The organism is Brevundimonas sp., from assembly GCF_031082345.1.
Lineage (GTDB): Bacteria > Pseudomonadota > Alphaproteobacteria > Caulobacterales > Caulobacteraceae > Brevundimonas.
In genome coordinates, this window is sequence record NZ_JAVHLH010000034.1 from 1 (window position 1) to 16,522 (window position 16,522).

14 protein-coding genes are annotated in these 16,522 nt (G+C 69.1%); 9 read left to right on the forward strand and 5 right to left on the reverse strand.

Annotated features, from left to right (window positions below; genetic code table 11):
* Nucleotides 1-603, forward strand: a 603-nt coding sequence (locus RDU12_RS03850; protein ID WP_308684122.1) for a CheB methylesterase domain-containing protein, incomplete at its 5' end; no start/stop codon positions are given.
* Entirely contained in the window at nucleotides 600-1,433 is an 834-nt protein-coding gene (locus tag RDU12_RS03855; protein ID WP_300291862.1) for a protein-glutamate O-methyltransferase CheR, read from the forward strand. The genes RDU12_RS03850 and RDU12_RS03855, both read left to right, overlap by 4 nt.
* A 78-nt stretch (nucleotides 1,434-1,511) precedes the next feature.
* On the opposite strand, the gene RDU12_RS03860 is transcribed toward RDU12_RS03855, so the two are convergent.
* The 3 genes from RDU12_RS03860 to RDU12_RS03870 form a co-directional block, all read right to left on the reverse strand.
* Entirely contained in the window at nucleotides 1,512-3,479 is a 1,968-nt protein-coding gene (locus RDU12_RS03860) for a PAS domain S-box protein (RefSeq protein ID WP_300291860.1), read from the reverse strand.
* Between the two features lie 62 nt (nucleotides 3,480-3,541).
* On the reverse strand, nucleotides 3,542-4,024 hold the full coding sequence (locus RDU12_RS03865) for a chemotaxis protein CheW (protein ID WP_300291857.1): 483 nt from the start codon (nucleotides 4,022-4,024) through the stop codon (nucleotides 3,542-3,544).
* Complete coding sequence (locus RDU12_RS03870; RefSeq protein WP_308684123.1) at nucleotides 4,021-6,999, reverse strand: chemotaxis protein CheW; 2,979 nt, start codon at nucleotides 6,997-6,999, stop codon at nucleotides 4,021-4,023. Before RDU12_RS03870 ends, RDU12_RS03865 begins: the two co-directional genes overlap by 4 nt.
* Nucleotides 7,000-7,316: 317 nt before the next feature.
* Between RDU12_RS03870 and RDU12_RS03875 the strand changes: the two genes are divergently transcribed.
* The 4 genes from RDU12_RS03875 to RDU12_RS03890 are packed head-to-tail and all read left to right on the forward strand — an operon-like array spanning nucleotide 7,317 to nucleotide 9,112.
* Nucleotides 7,317-7,703, forward strand: coding sequence for a response regulator (locus RDU12_RS03875; RefSeq protein ID WP_366145264.1), 387 nt, complete (start codon nucleotides 7,317-7,319; stop codon nucleotides 7,701-7,703).
* A gap of 1 nt (nucleotide 7,704) precedes the next feature.
* Nucleotides 7,705-8,034 carry a hypothetical protein gene (locus tag RDU12_RS03880; RefSeq protein ID WP_300289778.1) on the forward strand — a complete coding sequence of 110 codons (330 nt, stop codon included), beginning with the start codon at nucleotides 7,705-7,707 and terminating at the stop codon, nucleotides 8,032-8,034.
* Nucleotides 8,035-8,066: 32 nt separating this feature from the next.
* Entirely contained in the window at nucleotides 8,067-8,636 is a 570-nt protein-coding gene (locus RDU12_RS03885; RefSeq protein ID WP_300289779.1) for a response regulator, read from the forward strand.
* An 8-nt stretch (nucleotides 8,637-8,644) separates the two neighbouring features.
* Nucleotides 8,645-9,112 (forward strand): hypothetical protein, encoded by a 468-nt coding sequence (locus tag RDU12_RS03890; RefSeq protein WP_300289780.1) that lies wholly within the window; start codon nucleotides 8,645-8,647, stop codon nucleotides 9,110-9,112.
* 21 nt (nucleotides 9,113-9,133) lie between these two features.
* On the opposite strand, the gene RDU12_RS03895 is transcribed toward RDU12_RS03890, so the two are convergent.
* Nucleotides 9,134-9,340 (reverse strand): hypothetical protein, encoded by a 207-nt coding sequence (locus RDU12_RS03895; RefSeq protein ID WP_300289781.1) that lies wholly within the window; start codon nucleotides 9,338-9,340, stop codon nucleotides 9,134-9,136.
* A 54-nt stretch (nucleotides 9,341-9,394) separates the two neighbouring features.
* Nucleotides 9,395-10,837: an aldehyde dehydrogenase family protein gene (locus RDU12_RS03900; RefSeq protein WP_300289783.1), complete on the reverse strand. Its 1,443-nt coding sequence runs from the start codon at nucleotides 10,835-10,837 to the stop codon at nucleotides 9,395-9,397.
* Between the two features lie 186 nt (nucleotides 10,838-11,023).
* Here RDU12_RS03900 and RDU12_RS03905 point away from each other — a divergent pair, with 186 nt between their 5' ends.
* The 3 genes from RDU12_RS03905 to RDU12_RS03915 all read left to right on the forward strand — a co-directional run.
* Nucleotides 11,024-12,301, forward strand: coding sequence for a cyclopropane-fatty-acyl-phospholipid synthase family protein (locus RDU12_RS03905; protein ID WP_300289784.1), 1,278 nt, complete (start codon nucleotides 11,024-11,026; stop codon nucleotides 12,299-12,301).
* A gap of 112 nt (nucleotides 12,302-12,413) precedes the next feature.
* A complete protein-coding gene (locus RDU12_RS03910; RefSeq protein WP_300289785.1) occupies nucleotides 12,414-15,758 on the forward strand; it encodes an amidohydrolase family protein in 3,345 nt (1,114 codons plus the stop codon).
* 133 nt (nucleotides 15,759-15,891) lie between these two features.
* The coding region (locus RDU12_RS03915; RefSeq protein WP_308684124.1) for a response regulator transcription factor at nucleotides 15,892-16,522 on the forward strand (631 nt) is incomplete at its 3' end.

Below are 16,522 nucleotides of genomic sequence, written 5' to 3' on the forward strand. Positions count from 1 at the left end.
CGCCCGGGCGGGTCCGGGGCGGACGGGCCGGGCGTCATCCTCATCGGCGCCTCGACCGGCGGCCCGCCGGCCCTGCTGAAACTGTTCGCCGCGCTGCGCGGCGCGGTGGAGCAGCCGATCCTCCTGACCCAGCACATGCCGCCCACCTTCACCGCCCTGCTGGCGGAGCAGCTGTCGCGCGCCGGGGACCGGCCGTGCGCGGAGGCCAGGGACGGCGACCGGATCAAGCCGGGCCATTGCTACGTCGCGCCCGGCGGCTGGCACATGACCGTCGCCCGCGAGGGCGCGATGCCGACCCTGCGCCTGAACCAGGACCCGCCCGAGAATTTCTGCCGTCCCGCCGTCGATCCGCTGTTCCGCACGGCGGCCCGGGTGTTCGGCGCCGGCGCGCTGGGCGTCATTCTGACCGGCATGGGATCGGACGGGGCGCAGGGCTGCGAGGCCCTGGCCCGCGCGGGCGGGCATTTCATCGTCCAGGACGAGGCCTCCAGCGTGGTCTGGGGCATGCCCGGCGCGGCCGCCGCGACCGGGCTCGCCGGAGGGATCCTGCCGCTCGACCAGATCGGCCCCTGGGTCCGACGCGTCAGCGGAGCGGCGCCATGACCGGACCGGACTACGATCATTTCTGCCGGCTGGTGCGGCAGAGGTCCGGCCTCGTCCTGACCCCCGAGAAGGCCTATCTCGTGTCCAGCCGTCTGGCCCCGGTCGCGCGGACCGAGGGACTGGGCACTGTGGCGCAGTTGCTCGCCGTGCTCCGGATCGGCGCGTCGGAGGCCCTTGTGCAGCAGGCGGTCGACGTCATGGCGACCCACGAATCCTATTTCTTCCGGGACGCCGCCCCCTTCGAACAGCTGGCGGACTCGGTCCTGCCGCCGCTGATCGCCGCCCGGCAGACCCAGCGCACCCTGCGCATCTGGTGCGCCGCCTGCTCCAGCGGTCAGGAGCCCTATTCCGTCGCCATGATCCTGATGGAGATGGGACACCGGCTGGCGGGCTGGAAGCTGGAAATCCTCGCCACGGACATGTCCGAGCCCATCCTGCGCAAGGCGAGCGCGGGCCTGTACAATGACTTCGAGGTCAAACGGGGCCTCTCTGCGGAGCGCCAGGCGCGCTGGTTCACGCAGGAACCGGACGGCTGGCGCGTGTCGCCGAAGCTGCAGCAGATGGTCCGGTTCCGCCCCCACAACCTGCTGCAAGGTTCGTCCGGCCTCGGTGTCTTCGACGTGATCTTCTGCCGCAATGTGCTGATCTATTTCGACATCGAGACCAAGCGCCAGATTCTCGATCAGCTCAGGCGCGCGATGGCGGTCGACGGCTCCCTGCTGCTCGGCAGCGCCGAGACCGTGCTGGGCGTTTCGGACGCCGTGCAGCCGGTCCCGGGGCTGCGCGGACTCTACCGCCCTGCCGACGGCAGCCTGGCCCGCTCCGCCTGAGCGCCTCCTTCCGCCCGAAACGCAACCGGCCCGCCGACGAAGCGGCGGGCCGGCGGATCGATAGGGCCGCGAACCGGTCTAGAGCAGGCCGTCCATTTCGCGGCTGAGGGCCTCGGCCTGGACCGCCAGCTCGGCCGAGGCGGTGAGCAGCTGGGCCGAGGCGGCGCTGGTCTGGGACACGCCCTCGTTCAGTCCCTGGATGTTGCTGGAGACCTCCTGGGTGCTGGCCGCGGCCTCGGTCACATTGGCCGAGATTTCCCCGGTGGCGGCGGACTGTTCCTCAACGGCGCTGGCGATGGCCGAGGCGATCTCGGCGACCTTGCCGATCGTGTCCGCGATGCCCTGGATGGCGGAGACCGAGGTGCTCGTCGCCGCCTGCATGGCCGAGACCTCCGAGGAGATCTCGTGCGTGGCCTTGGCGGTCTGGTCGCTGAGGCTCTTCACCTCGGACGCCACCACCGCGAAGCCCTTGCCGGCGTCTCCGGCGCGGGCCGCCTCGATCGTGGCGTTCAGCGCGAGCAGCTTGGTCTGGCCGGCGATGTTGTTGATCAGGGTGACCACGTTGCCGATCTTCTGGGCCGCCTCCGCCAGGGTCTGGATGGCCGCCTTGGTGGTGTCCGTCTCCGACACGGCCCGCTGGGTGATGTTGGTGGACTCGGCGACCTGCCGGGCGATCTCCGAAATCGAGGCCGAGAGCTCCTCCCCCGCCGCCGAGACGGTCTGGACGTTGCTGGACGCCACCTGGGCCGCACTGGCGACCGCGGCCGCCTGGTTGGTCGCCTCCGCGGCGGTCTCGGCCATGGCCTCGGCCGTCGCGCGCATCTCCGTGGAGGCGGAGGAGACGATGTTGGAGATCTCCTTGACCCGCTCGGCGATCTTGCGCTGCGTGGTGATGTCCGAGGCGTACTTCATCACCTTCATCGGCTTGCCGGAGGCGTCGCAGATCGGGTTGTAGCTGGCCTGGATCCACACCTCGGACCCATCCTTGGTGATCCGCTTGTACTGGTTGCTGTCGTGCTCCCCGCGGTTCAGCTTCTCCCAGAAGGCGCGGTACTCGGGCGTGTTACGCTCGGCCGGCGCCAGGAACATGCTGTGATGCTGGCCCTGGATCTCTTCCAGGCTGTAGCCGAGGGTCTTCAGGAAGTTGGGGTTCGCGGTCACGACCCGGCCGTCCATGGAGAACTCGATCACCGCCTGGGCCTTGCTGATCGCCGCCATCTGGTTGGCCAGATCGGTGTTCAGCGCTTCGGCCGCGCGGATCTCCGTCACATTGGCCCACTCCAGGGAGTTGCCGACGTGGTTTCCCTGCTCGTCATAGGTGGCGTTCACACAGAGGTGGATAAGCAGGCTGCCGACGCGAATGTCCGTCTCGTAGGGCATCCGTGACGGGTCGGCGAGCAGGCGGCGCTGGTGCGACGGGTCCTTGTGGAAGCGATCGATGCAGGTGCCGACGATCCGGTCCGGATCGAAGTCGGACCACAGCAGCCGGATCTCCGGCGCGATGCCCTTGAGCAGCGCCTTGGTGCTCTCGTTGACGTAGGTGATGTTCAGGTCGCGGTCGACCATCATGACCGAGCTGGACAGGGTGTCCGCGGCGCGCTGGACCCGCAGGCCCGCCTGCCGTTCCTGGACGATGCGGGTGATGTCCGTCGCGTATTTGACGACCTTCGTGGGCCGGCCCGAGCCGTCCATGATGGGGTTGTAGCTGGCCTGGATCCACACCTCGCGGCCACCCTTGCCGATGCGCCGATACTGGCCCGCGTCGTGCTCGCCGCGTCCCAGCCGCTCCCAGAAGGCGCGATACTCGGGGCCCGCCTGCTCGACTGGATCGACGAACAGGCTGTGGTGCTTGCCGCGAACCTCGGCCAGCGAATAGCCGAGGGCGTTGAGGAAATTGTCGTTGGCGTCGAGGACCGTTCCGTCGAGGTCGAACTCGATCACCGCCTGGGACTTGCGGATGGCGTCGACCTGCCCCCGGTAGTCCTCCAGCAGAGCGTCGGAAGCCAGGGGGTCGTCGTGCACTTTGAGGGCGGCGGCGGTGGACATGGCGGGTTCCTTCTGGGGCTCGCCGACCGGGCTGTCGGCGGGGTTGGGCGGAGGTTTTCTTGTCAGGCGGCCAGGGTTGAGGGTCCGGTCAGCGTCAGGACCTGGGCGATGTTCAGGACCAGCAGCAGCTCGTTCTCGAGGCGATAGAGGCCGGTGCAGACGGCGCGCCATTCCGGCGAAAGCGTCACGGGGCCGGGCTCATGCTCGGCCAGCTCCAGCCACAGGACGTCGCCGACGTCATCCACGACCAGCGCATAGAGTTCGCCGCCGTGCTCGACGATCACGCTCATCGAGCGGTCCTCCGGCGCGCGCGGCTCCATGCCCAGGCGACAGCGCATGTCCACCGCCGTGACGATACGGCCGCGAAGGTTGAGCGATCCCGCCACCTCCGGCGGGGCGAGAGGCACCCGGTTGATCGGGGTCTCTGAAATGACGTCCTGCACCGACAGGACCGGCACGCCGAAGGTCTGGGCGCCGACCCGGATCGACACCAGGCCGTCGGAGGAGTCGGTCGCGACCAGGGAGTTTTCGACCCGGATGCTCATGCGGCTCCCCTGAGTTCGCCCATGGCGCCCGACACGGCGTCGAGGAGCGTTGAATGGGACATTCCGCCCGCGCCTTCGGTCGTCATGGTGTTGTGGACGGCGAGGCTGAGCAGCGGCGTTCTGTGCCAGCCGGATGCACGATTCAGCGTCGCCGCCAGTTGCCGCGCGCTTTCCGGGCTGGAGGTGTCGGCCATGATCAGCTGGAACTGTTCGCCGGCGTCATAGAGGCCGAGCGCCACGACCGGGTCTTCCGCCACGACCACCTCATATCCCGCCTGGGCCAGCAGGGGCCGGAGCAGGAGTTGCGAGAACGGGCTCTGGTCGACCAGCAGCAGGCGTCGCCGGGCGGCGCCCTCCGCGACGGTCGTCTGATCCGTCGGCTCGACCGCCGGCGCGGAGGGCGCCTCGGCCCGGCGGTCGCCGCCCCCGGCGGGGGCGGCGGGCGCTTCGTCGGGGAAAGCCCGGCTCCAGTAGTAGGAGACGTCGATCAGCTCCGTCGCCACCCCGCCGATGATGAGTCCGCCCAGGGCGCCCGCGCCGGCGGCGGTCATGTCGGTCTCGACCACGCTCTCGACGATGTCGACGATCTCGTTGACGAGCAGCCCCACGGACCGGTCATCCCGGGTGAAGACCAGCAGCGGGCGCTGGTCCGGCCCGTCCCAGGCGCCCGCCGAGGACGCGTCCGGGCCAATGATCGGCATGAGGCGTCCGCGATACTGGATGACGCTGCGGCCATCGATCCATTCGATCTGATCGGCCGCGACCTCCTCGATGCGCGAGACGCTCGCCAGCGGCGCGGCCTTGAGCGTGTCGTTGGCGGCGCGGAACACCAGAAGGGCGGACATCGCCTGGCGCTGGCCGGCGTCCTCGGCGTCGTCGTTTTCCAGCAACCCGGCGGCGCCCTGGCCCGCGCCCGTCTCGACGGAAACCCCCTTGAGGTCGAGGATCAGGATGACCGCCCCGTCCCCCAGGATGGTGGCCCCCGAATAGAGCTTCAGGTGCCGCAGGACGCTGGCGACCGGCTTGACCACGATCTCCTCGGTGTCGAAGACCCGGTCCACGATCACGCCGAAGGTGAAGGCGCCGACCCGCGCCACGATGATGCAGGTTTCGGCCGGCGGCTCGCCCGCGGGCTCGAGGCCCAGCAGCGTCTGCAGCGACACCAGCGGCAACAGGCGGTCGCGCAGCCTCAGCACCGCCACCCCGTCGATGTATTCGATGGTCCGTCCCGAGCCGTCGCTGGCGCTGACCAGCTCCACCAGGCTGGACTGGGGCATGGCGAACCGCTCGCCGCAGCATTCCACGATCAGGGCCGAGACGATCGTCAGGGTCAGGGGGATGCGGATGGTGAAACAGGCCCCGCGGCCCTCGACCGAGGCCAGTTCGATCGCCCCGCCGATCTTTTCGATATTGGTCCTGACCACGTCCATCCCGACGCCCCGACCGGACACGGAGGTCACCTCGGCGGCGGTCGAAAGCCCGGGCAGGAAGATCAACTGCCGCGCCTCGAGATCGGACATCTGCTCGGCCTGGAGGGGCGTCAGGACGCCGGCCGCCACCGCCTTGGCGCGGAGCTTGTCGGCCGGGAGCCCCCGCCCGTCGTCGGAAATCTCGATGACGATCGCGCCGCCCTCGTGGCGCGCCTGCAGGGTGATCCGCCCGGTCTCCGGCTTGCCGGCCGCCGCCCGTTCGGCGGGCGTCTCCAGCCCGTGATCCGCGGCGTTGCGGATCATGTGGGTCAGCGGGTCCTTGATCAGTTCGAGGACCTGGCGATCCAGTTCGGTGTCCTGTCCGACCATGACGAGGTCGATCGACTTGCCGAGGTCCTGGGCCAGGTCCCGCACCAGCCGCGGCAGCTTGGCCCAGGCCCCGCTGATCGGCTGCATCCGCGTGGTCATCACGCCTTCCTGCAGCTCGCTGGTGACCTGGTTGAGCCGGTTCAGCGGCGCCGCGAACGGGCTCTCGGGCTCGAGGCGAAGGGTCTGGATCAGCTGGTTGCGGATCAGCACCAGCTCGCTGACCACCGTCATCAGGTGCTCCAGCGCATCGACGCTGACCCGGATGGTCTGGGCCGGGCCGGCGGTCTCGGTCTCGCCCTTCGGCGACGGCGCCTCCGGGCGGGACGGCGGCACGGCCGCCGGATCGAGCGCGGCGACGGCCTCGACCGTCTCCGCCGCGGGCGGTTCCGGCGCAGACTCCGCCGCTTCCGCGGGTTCGCAATCGACCAGCATGGCCAGTTGGTCGACGGCGGCCTCGGGGATGTCCAGCGCACCGAGGGATTCCCCGAACAGGGCGAACACCCTTTCAGCCTCCGCCCCCGTCAGGGGGACGTCGACGAAACCGGACAGGGCGATTGCGAATCCGCGTCCCCGCTCCGCCTTCCGGGCCAGGGCGCCGAGGCTTTCGCGGATCGCGGCCTGGAGCCGGTCCGGATCCGCATTCCCGAACAGGGCTCCGACGACGCCGTCCGAAGACAGCCGGCCGACCGTGGCCTCGGCCGCCGCATCGAGGGTGGCGTCTCCGCCCAGACGGTCGATCAGGCGGCGGGCGTCCCCGTCGCCCTGTGGGGTCTCATCCGCGGCCGGCGCATCCGCCGCTGCCGGGAGGGCGGTCTCGAGCAGGCCTTCCAGCCGGGCGATCAGCGCAGAATCATCGCCTTCCGGTTCGGACGCCGTGGCCCCGAGCGCGTCGGTCAGGGACCGGATCAGATCCACCGTCTCGAGGACGGCCGACACCGCCACCGGCGTCACCGGCAAGACCCCGTCCCGGAAAGCGCCGAGCACGTTCTCCGCCGCGTGGGCCACGGTCTGCAGCCGGACCAGCCCCAGGAAGCCGCAGGTGCCCTTGATGGTGTGAATCAGTCTGAAGATGCCGCCGAGGGTGGCGGGGTCGCCCGGCTGCTGCTCGAACCGCACCAATTCGCTGTCGAGCGCTTCCAGCCCCTCGCGGGTCTCGGCGATAAAGTCAGCAACCAAGTCGTCCAAACGCCCACCCCCAAATCATCCCATTGGGAGGAAGAAGCAGTGTGGTTAATAACTTTCTAATTTGGAAGCACTGTTAGGCCACCGCAGGTCATCTAAATTCATTCGCTTGAATTGAAAGATATAGTATTGCTTGCTTTGGCCATCATTTTGACTTTTTTAGACACGTTTTTACATCAAATAGGTAATTTTTGTAGTGCCAACCGCCGACCGTGGCTTGTATTTCTGCCTGAGCGGTAACCTGTTGTTATCCATCCGTGGACACCTCTTGTAACGAGGGACGTCCGTGTCTCCGCAACGAGAGCCCCGGGATGGCAGTCGACAAGTCTATGAAAGTGCTCGTCGTTGACGACTACAAGACGATGGTCCGAATCGTACGCGGGTTGCTCGAGCAGCTGGGTTTCCAGAACATCGACGACGCCATGGACGGCGCCAGCGCGCTCGAAAAGATCCAGCAAAGCGAATACGGCCTGATCCTGTCGGACTGGAACATGGCGCCCATGACGGGATACGACCTCCTCAAGGCGGTCAGGGCGGACCCGCGAACCAAGGCGACGCCATTCGTCATGATCACGGCGGAAGCCAAGACTGAAAACGTCGTCGCGGCCCGCCAGGCTGGCGTGAACAACTACATCATCAAGCCTTTCACCCTTGCCGTTCTGAAGCAGAAACTCACCACCGTTCTGGGAGAGCTTTGACATGGGCGATCCGCAGGAGATCCTGTCCGTGGTCCGGCAGGAGATCGAAACGGCGGTCGAGGCCATCCTGACCGCCACCACCGCCGGACTTCGGGAACTTTCCACAATCAGTGACGCAGCCGCGGCGGAAAGGCTCGAGCGACATCTGATGCAGATCCTTGAGAACTGCGCGTTCCAGGATCTCACGGGGCAGCGTCTGGAGCAGCTGCGCGCCACGCTGGCCGACGGGGATGCGACCGCCGCCCGGTCGGACCCTCTCCTGAACGGGCCCGGCCTCCCGCAACAGGGGCTCGACCAGGCGGCCGCCGACCGCCTTCTGCTTGAACCCTAGCGGCGCCCCGGCGCGATTGAGCGAGCCCGGACATGGCGAGTTTCGGCATCCGGATGGACTTGCGCAAGACGAAGGCCCTGGTGGTCGACGACAACCCCCAGTCGCTGGAGCTGCTCTCGCAGATTCTCTCGGGGTTCCGGCTGGGACAGCTGAAATCCTGCCAGTCCGCCGAGGAGGCCCGGTTCCTCGTCGCCCACGACAAATTTGACCTGATCCTCATCGACTTCGCGATGCCTGGAGAGGACGGCCTGGAGCTGGCCCGCCACATCCGGTCCGAGCCCTCGATGCCCAACCACACGGCGCCGATCCTTATCCTGCACGGCTACACGCCGGAGCACATGGTCATTCAGGCGCGGGACGCCGGAGCCAACATGATCGTGAGGAAGCCGGTGGCCCCGGCGATCCTGCTGAGCCGCATCGAATGGATCGCGCGCGACACCCGCCATTTCGTGGAGTCGGAGAGCTATTGCGGACCGGACCGCCGGATTCGGAACACCCCCCTGTCGCCCGAAATGCCGGAACGTCGGAGAGACGCGCTCGCCCTGACCGACGACCCGGAGCGGGCCATGTCCCAGGACGATATTTCAGCCCTGTTCGGCTAGGAGACGTCATGAGCGAAGCGCGGGTTTATGCGGTCCGGAATCGCATTTCCGAGGCCCTGGTTTCCCGGGACGGGCCCACGGTCGACCTTCTGGTGTCCGAGGCCGATGCGCGGGTCGCCCTCCTCGCTGATCGTATCGCCAGCTTCGTGGCCGGGAAGGTCGCTCACCTCTCCACCTGGGCCGAACAGCCGGAGGAGGCGCTGTTCGGCGGTTGTCAGGCCATCGGGGAGCCGGCGACGAACATCGCCGAGGTGGCGGAGGCCGCTGGGCTGGACGCCGTCGGCGCCGTCGCCCGCGGCATATGCGTCATGCTCGACGGCCTCGTCACGCGGGGGATATGGCACACCGACGCCCTGCGTGTTCACCTGCGTGCACTGGCGGTGGTCCACGAGCAGTCCAGCCAGCCGGGAACGGCGAGCGGGGCCATTGTTGAGGAACTCCAGGCCCTGAGATCTTCTCTCGGCTTCACAGACTGAACGGCGCGGCCGGTTCGAAACCTAGGCGTCGTGGCTCCAGGACTTCCGGTAGGCGTCTATGGGGTCGCGGCGGAGCACGATCCGTTCGATGTCCTCGAAGGCCTCGTTTTCGGTCAGGTCGCCGGCCCGGGCGCGACGGATGACGAGTTCGACATCGCTGAGGTCGTCGTCGCGGGTCCTCCCGGAGTCGGCCTCGGCCTGGCGGGAAACCGGATTTGCTCTGCCCATGAAAGTCTCCTTTCATCGTTCAACGCCGCGCCCGCCACGGGGTTCACGGCGGAGTCAGCCGGCGGAGTAGGCGGTCTTGGTCTGGGTGAAGAACTCGACGGCGCCGAAGCCCTGCTCGCGCGGGCCGTAGCTGGACGATTTCGAGCCGCCGAAGGGCACATGATAGTCGACCCCGGCGGTCGGCAGATTGACCATGGTCATCCCGGCCTTCGCCCGCCGCTGGAAATCGCGGGCGTGCTTCAGCGAGCTGGTGACGATCCCGGCGGACAGGCCGAACTCGACGCCGTTGGCGATCTCGAGCGCCTGCTCATAATCCTTGACCCGGATGGTCGAGGCGACGGGGCCGAAGACCTCCTCATTGTTGATCCGGCTGCCGGCGTCGGTGTCGGCGATCAGGGTCGGCTGGACGTACCAGCCGGGCGTTTCGAGCTGCAGCCGCCCGCCGCCGGCAGCGACGCGGCCGCCTTCCTGGCGCGCGATCTCGATGTAGCGGTAGGAGGTCTCGCGCTGGTCCTCGCTGACCGCCGGCCCGATCTGGGTGTTCGGGTCCAGCGCATCGCCGACGCGCAGCGCCGCCACCTTCTCCGCCAGGGCGGCGACGAACCGGTCGTGGATCCCGTCCTGGACGATCAGGCGGCTGGAGGCGGTGCAGCGCTGGCCGGTGGCGTAGTAGGAGCCGTCGAGGGCGATCATCACCGCCCGCTCCAGATCGGCGTCGTCGAGCACGATCAGCGGGTTCTTGCCGCCCATCTCCAGTTGCACCCGCGCCTGACGTTTGACCGCTCCGGCGGCCACGCCGGCGCCGACGCCCTGCGAGCCGGTGAAGGAGACCCCGGCCACATCCGGATGGTCGACGATGGCCTGGCCGACCCCGCCGCGCCCGATGACCAGGTTCAGCACGCCCTTGGGCAGGCCGGCCTCGTGCAGGATGGCGACCAGGGCCTCCGCCGTCGCCGGGGTCGGACCGGCGGGCTTCATCACCACCGTATTGCCGAAGGCCAGGGCCGGCGCCGCCTTCCACGCCGGGATGGCGACGGGAAAGTTCCACGGGGTGATCAGGCCGAACACGCCGACGGGCTGGCGGTAGGTCTGGATCTCCACTCCCGGCCGCACCGAGGCGAGGTTCTGGCCGTGCAGGCGCAGGGCCTCGCCGGCGAAATACTTCAGGATACGCCCGGCCCGGACCGTCTCGCCGATCCCCTCGGCCAGGGTCTTGCCCTCCTCGCGCGACAGCAGGCGGCCGAGCGACTCGCGCCGCTCCATGACCAGGGTCCCGGCCCGATCGAGGATGTCGGAGCGCACCTCGGGCGAGGCCTCGGACCAGGCCGGGAAGGCCGCCTTCGCCGCGGCCACGGCGGCGGCGACCTCGTCCACGCCTCCGTCGGGGATGCGGGCCACAAGATCCCGCGTGTCGGAGGGATTGAGGCTCTCGGACGGCCGGTCGGCCGACACCTTCTCCCCATCGATCCAGTGGGACAGTTCAAGCGTGTCGGTCATGGCGGGTCCTTCAGCACGGCGCGGCGGGGCCGGGGGGCGAGTCTAGATAGAGGGTGAGGCGGCCGCGGTCAGCCCATCTCTTCCAGCGGCGCTTTCGGAGAGCTCCGCCCGACCTTCCCTCGAAGCCGACGGGCGATCACAGCCTGTGGTAGGTTAATCCCGTCATCGGTCGCGATGGAGGAAGACATGAGCTCGCAAGCCTCATGGATCGCCAGCCAGCCGGTCAGGTCGGGCGGCCAGGCACGGCCGGCCCGCCGCCCCTTCGAGAGTCTGACCGCGGCCGCCCTCGGGCGCCTGCTGAAGCGGCTGATCCGCACCGGTTCGCTGACCGTGGCCCTGCCCTCCGGCGAAGTCCTGCAAGCCGGCGACGGGGCTGGAGAGCCGGTCCGGATCCGGCTGCGCGACAACCGCACGGCCTGGCGCCTGGCGCTCTATCCGGGTCTCGGGCTGGGCGAGGCCTGGATGGACGGCGACGTGACCCTGGAGCAGGGGACGCTGTGGAATCTGCTGGACCTCGTCGGAGGCAACCTGTCCCTGCGGCCGCCGCCCCGGCGAGGCCGGCTGGCGCGCCTGTGGCGTCGCATCGAACAGGCCAACGACCGGGCCGCCGCGCGACGCAACGTGGCCCATCACTACGACCTGTCGCTTGACCTCTACCGGCGCTTCCTCGACGCCGACCTGCAGTATTCCTGCGCCTATTTCGAACGCCCCGGGATGGGCCTCGACGAGGCCCAGGTCGCCAAGAAGCGCCACCTCGCCGCCAAATTGCTGCTGGAGCCGGGTCAGACCGTGCTCGACATCGGCTGCGGTTGGGGCGGTCTGGCCATGACCCTGGCCGAGGATGCGGGCGCCCGCGTCACCGGCGTCACCCTGTCCGGCGAACAGCTCGCCGTCGCGCGCGAGCGGGCGCAGTCGCGCGGCCTCGCCGACCGCGTCGAGTTCCGGCGGCAGGACTACCGCGATGTCGAGGAGACCTTCGACCGCATTGTCTCGGTCGGCATGTTCGAGCACGTCGGCGTCCCGAACTACCAGGCCTATTTCGACGCCATCGCGCGCCTTCTGACCGAGGACGGCGTGGCGGTCGTGCACGCCATCGGCCAGAACCGCGTCTCGGTCAGCAACCAGCCCTGGATCGGCAAATACATCTTCCCCGGCGGCTACACCCCGGCCCTGTCGGAGATCCTGCCGGCCATCGAGCGGGCCGGATTGTGGGTCACCGACATCGAGATCCTGCGCCTTCACTACGCCGAGACGCTGAAGGCCTGGCGCGAGCGATTCGAGACGAACCGGGCCGAGATCGCCACCCTCTACGACGACCGCTTCTGCCGGATGTGGGAGTTCTACCTCTGCCTCAGCGAGGTCGCCTTCCGCCATCGCGGCTGCATGGTGTTCCAGATCCAGCTGTCGAAACGGGTCGACGCCGTACCGCTGACCCGGGACTACATCCACGACGCGGCAGCCTGACGCTCCCCGCACGACTGGACTTCCGCCCTCTGACAAGGCTCACTGCGCGCTCGACGAGGACGCGTCAGCCGGCGGTCGGCGCAAGACGTCCGGATATTCGGGGATCAGAGACATGAAGCGCGAACTCCTGGCTACGGCCGCACTGCTGGCGCTCGCCTGCCCGGCCATGGCCCAGACGCCGGAACCCGTCTCGCCGATCGCGGGCCCGCCCGTTCCGGCGCCGGTCGAGGAACAGGCGCAGCCCGATTCCCAGGCCGCGCCCGCCGTCGCCGCCGCGTCGGACGAGACGCCCAAATGGGATGTGCAGAACCCGCCCGGACCGTCGCGCGACATCCCCATCGACGTGACCCGCGGCACCTGGATGTCCGTCGACGTCAGTCCGGACGGCCGCACCCTCGTGTTCGACATGCTGGGCGACATCTATGTCATGCCGGTCTCGGGCGGGGAGGCGCGGGCCATCGCCAGCGGCGTGGCCTGGGACATGCAGCCGAAATGGTCGCCCGACGGCCGCCACATCGCCTTCACCTCGGACCGCGCCGGGGGCGACAACATCTGGATCATGGACGCTGACGGGTCCAACCCCGTCCAGGTTTCGAAGGAATCCTTCCGCCTGCTGAACCAGCCGGAGTGGACGCCGGACGGCCAGTTCATCGTCGCGCGGAAACACTTCACCTCGGCCCGCTCGCTGGGGGCCGGAGAACTGTGGATGTACCACCGCACCGGCGGCGGCGGCGTGCAGATGACGGAGCGGCGCACCCAGCAGAAGGACACGGGCGAGCCCGCCTTCTCGCCGGACGGCCGCTATCTCTATTTCAGCGACGACGCGACGCCGGGGAACACCTTCGAATATTCGAAGGACGTCAACGGCCAGATCTACATCATCCGCCGCCTCGACCGCGAGACCGGCGAGGTCGATCCCTACATCACCGGCCCGGGCGGCTCGATTCGCCCGACGCCCTCGCCCGACGGCAAGTCGATCGCCTTCATCCGGCGCGTCCGCTACCAGTCGGTCCTCTATGTGATGGACATCGAGTCCGGGCGCGAGACCCCGGTCTTCTCCGGCCTCGACCGCGACCTGCAGGAGACCTGGGCCGTCCACGGCGTCTATCCGGCCATCAGCTGGACGCCCGACAACCGCTCCATCGTGTTCTGGGCCGACGGCCGGATCCAGCGGGTCGAGGTCGCCTCGGGGACGGTGTCCGACATCCCCTTCCATGTCGCCGACACCCGGCGGGTGCAGGACGCCGTCCGCTTCCCCGTCCAGGTCGCGCCCGACAGCTTCGATGTGAAGATGGTGCGCTGGGCCCGCCCCTCGCCGGACGGTTCGAAGGTGGTGTTCGAGGCGCTGGGCCAACTGTGGATCCGCGACCTGCCGACCGGACAGGCGCGCCGCCTGACCCGTCAGGGCGACCATTTCGAGCTCTATCCGAACTGGTCCCGGGACGGTCGCTCGATCGTCTACACGACCTGGGACGACCAGGACCTGGGGTCGGTCCGGGTGGTCCCCGCCTCGGGGGGCGCCGGGCGGGTCGTGACCAGCCGCCCGGGCCACTACATCGAGCCGACCTTCTCGCCGGACGGCCGCACCATCGTCTATCGCAAGGTCAATGACGGCTTCCTGACCACCGCCCTGTGGAGCCGGGAGCCCGGCGTCTACCGCGTCCCCGCCGCGGGCGGCGAGGCGGTCCTGATCACCGACGAGGGGGCCCATCCCCAGTTCGGCGCCGACGGCGACCGCCTGTTCCTCACCAGCCGCGACGGCGACAAGCGCACCCTGATCTCGGTCGATCTGGACGGATCCGACGAACGGACCCACCTGACCTCCGAATGGGCCGCGGAGTTCGCCGTCTCACCGGACGGGAACTGGATCGGCTGGACCGAGCGGTTCAACGCCTATGTCGCGCCCTTCGTGGCGGCGGGCCGGCCTATCAACGTGGGCCCCGACGGCAAGTCCCTGCCGCAGGCCCGGGTCACCCGCGACTCCGGCGAGTGGCTCAGCTGGTCGGGCGATTCCCGCAGCCTGCACTGGTCGCAGGGCCCGGAGCTGTTCACCCGCGACCTGAACCGCTCCTTCGCCTTCGTCGAGGGCGCGCCCGAGGAACTGCCCAAGCCGGACGAGCACGGCGTCAATCTCGGCTTCAGCGTCGAGACGGATCGTCCGCAGGGCCGCATGGCCCTGGTCGGGGCGCGGCTGATCACCATGAACGGCGCCGAGGTGATCGAGAACGGAATCATCGTCGTCGACGGCAACCGCATCGAGGCCATCGGTTCGACCGCCAGCATGACGATCCCGGCGGGCATTCCGACCCTCGACATGACCGGCAAGACCATCATGCCCGGCCTGATCGACACCCACTGGCACGGGGCCATGGGTTCGGACGAGATCATCCCCGAGCAGAGCTGGGTCGACTACGCCTCGCTGGCCTTCGGGGTGACCACGATCCACAACCCGTCCGCGGACACCAGCGAGATCTTCGCCCACAGCGAACTGGCCCGCGCCGGCCGCGTCGTGGCCCCGCGCGTCTTCTCGACCGGGACCATCCTGTACGGAGCGACCACCGCCTTCACGGCCCAGGTCGACGACCTCGACGACGCCCTGTCGACGCTGCGGCGGATGCAGGCGGCCGGGGCGTGGAGCGTCAAGAGCTACAACCAGCCCCGCCGCGAGCAGCGCCAGCAGGTCATCGAAGCGGCGCGGCAGCTGAACATGATGGTCGTGCCGGAGGGCGGCTCGCTGTTCCAGCACAACATGTCGATGATCGTCGACGGCCACACCACCATCGAGCACGCGATCCCGCTGGCCAATCTGTACGACGACGTCCACCAGCTGTGGCGCCAGACCAACGTCGCCTACAACCCGACCATCGTGGTCGCCTATGGCGGCAGCTACGGCGAGAACTACTGGTACCAGGAGAGCGAGGTCTGGAACGATCCGATCCTGACCCAGTATGTGCCGCGCCGCATCCTCGACGCTCGCGCCCGGCGCCCGGTCACGGCGCCGGACAATGAGTGGAACCACATCTCGGTGGCCCGCGAGGCGACCCGTCTGGCCGCCGAGGGCGTCACCGTCCAGATCGGCGCCCACGGCCAGCGCGAAGGCCTGGCGGCGCACTGGGAAGTGTGGAGCCTGACCCAGGGCGGGATGCAGCCGCTGGAGGCGATCCGCGCCGGCACCCTGAACGGCGCCAAGGCCCTGGGCATGGACGGCGACATCGGCTCGCTGGAGGTCGGCAAGCTGGCCGACATGGTGGTGCTGGACGCCAACCCGCTGGAGAACATCCGCAACACCACCTCGGTCGCCTACACGGTGCTCAATGGCCGGGTGTACGACTCCGGCATGAACGAGATCGCGCCGCGCCAGCGGCCACGCGCCCCGTTCTGGTTCGCGGAAACCGGCGGCGAGGGCTGGGCGGCCGGCGCCGCGGAGGCGGACGGCCACGGTCACGACAGCCACTGAAGCCTGAACGGGGACGGGCGGCGTCAGGAACGATCAGCCCCCGTCCCCCGCGCGCAGGCCTAGAGCAGGGGGAGCGTCGGGCGTTGTCATCCAGCCCCGACGTCCTATCGTGGCGTCCGGGGCGGAGATCAGCGTGGACCGAAACATGGACGGCGGCGGAGACGCAGACGGGGAGACGATGCGGGACGACGATCCGTTCGCCCGCCTAGGCCCGGTGTTCGCGGGTCGACGCGCCCTGCTGCTGGAGGACGATCCGGCCCTGTCCGACCACGTCGCGGAACGGCTGACCGCGGCCGGCTTCGAGGCCGTGGACCGGTTCGAGACCGGCGAGGCGGCGCTCGAGGCGGCGGCCCGCGCGCCCTATGACGTGCTGATCCTCGACCGCCTGACCGCCGGCATGGACGGGCTGGAGATGCTCAAACGCCTGCGCGCCGGCGGCGGAACCTCGGCCGACGCCCCGGCCCTGATGCTGACCGCCCTCGGTGGCGAGCGGCAGAAGGTCGAGGGCCTGCTGGGCGGGGCTGACGACTATCTGGCCAAGCCGGTCGGCGACGAGGAACTGGTGGCGCGCATCGCCGCCCAGCTGCGGCGGGCGTCGGGCCGGGCCCGGCCGGCGGGCGCCGAGCTGGTCAACGGACCGTTTCGCCTGTCGCCGGGTGCCCGCACTCTGAAATTCGAGGCCGCCGCGGGCGAGAGCCGGCAGATCGACCTGTCGCCGCTGGAGTTCGCCATCGTCGCCGAGCTGATGGCCGCGCGCGGCCATC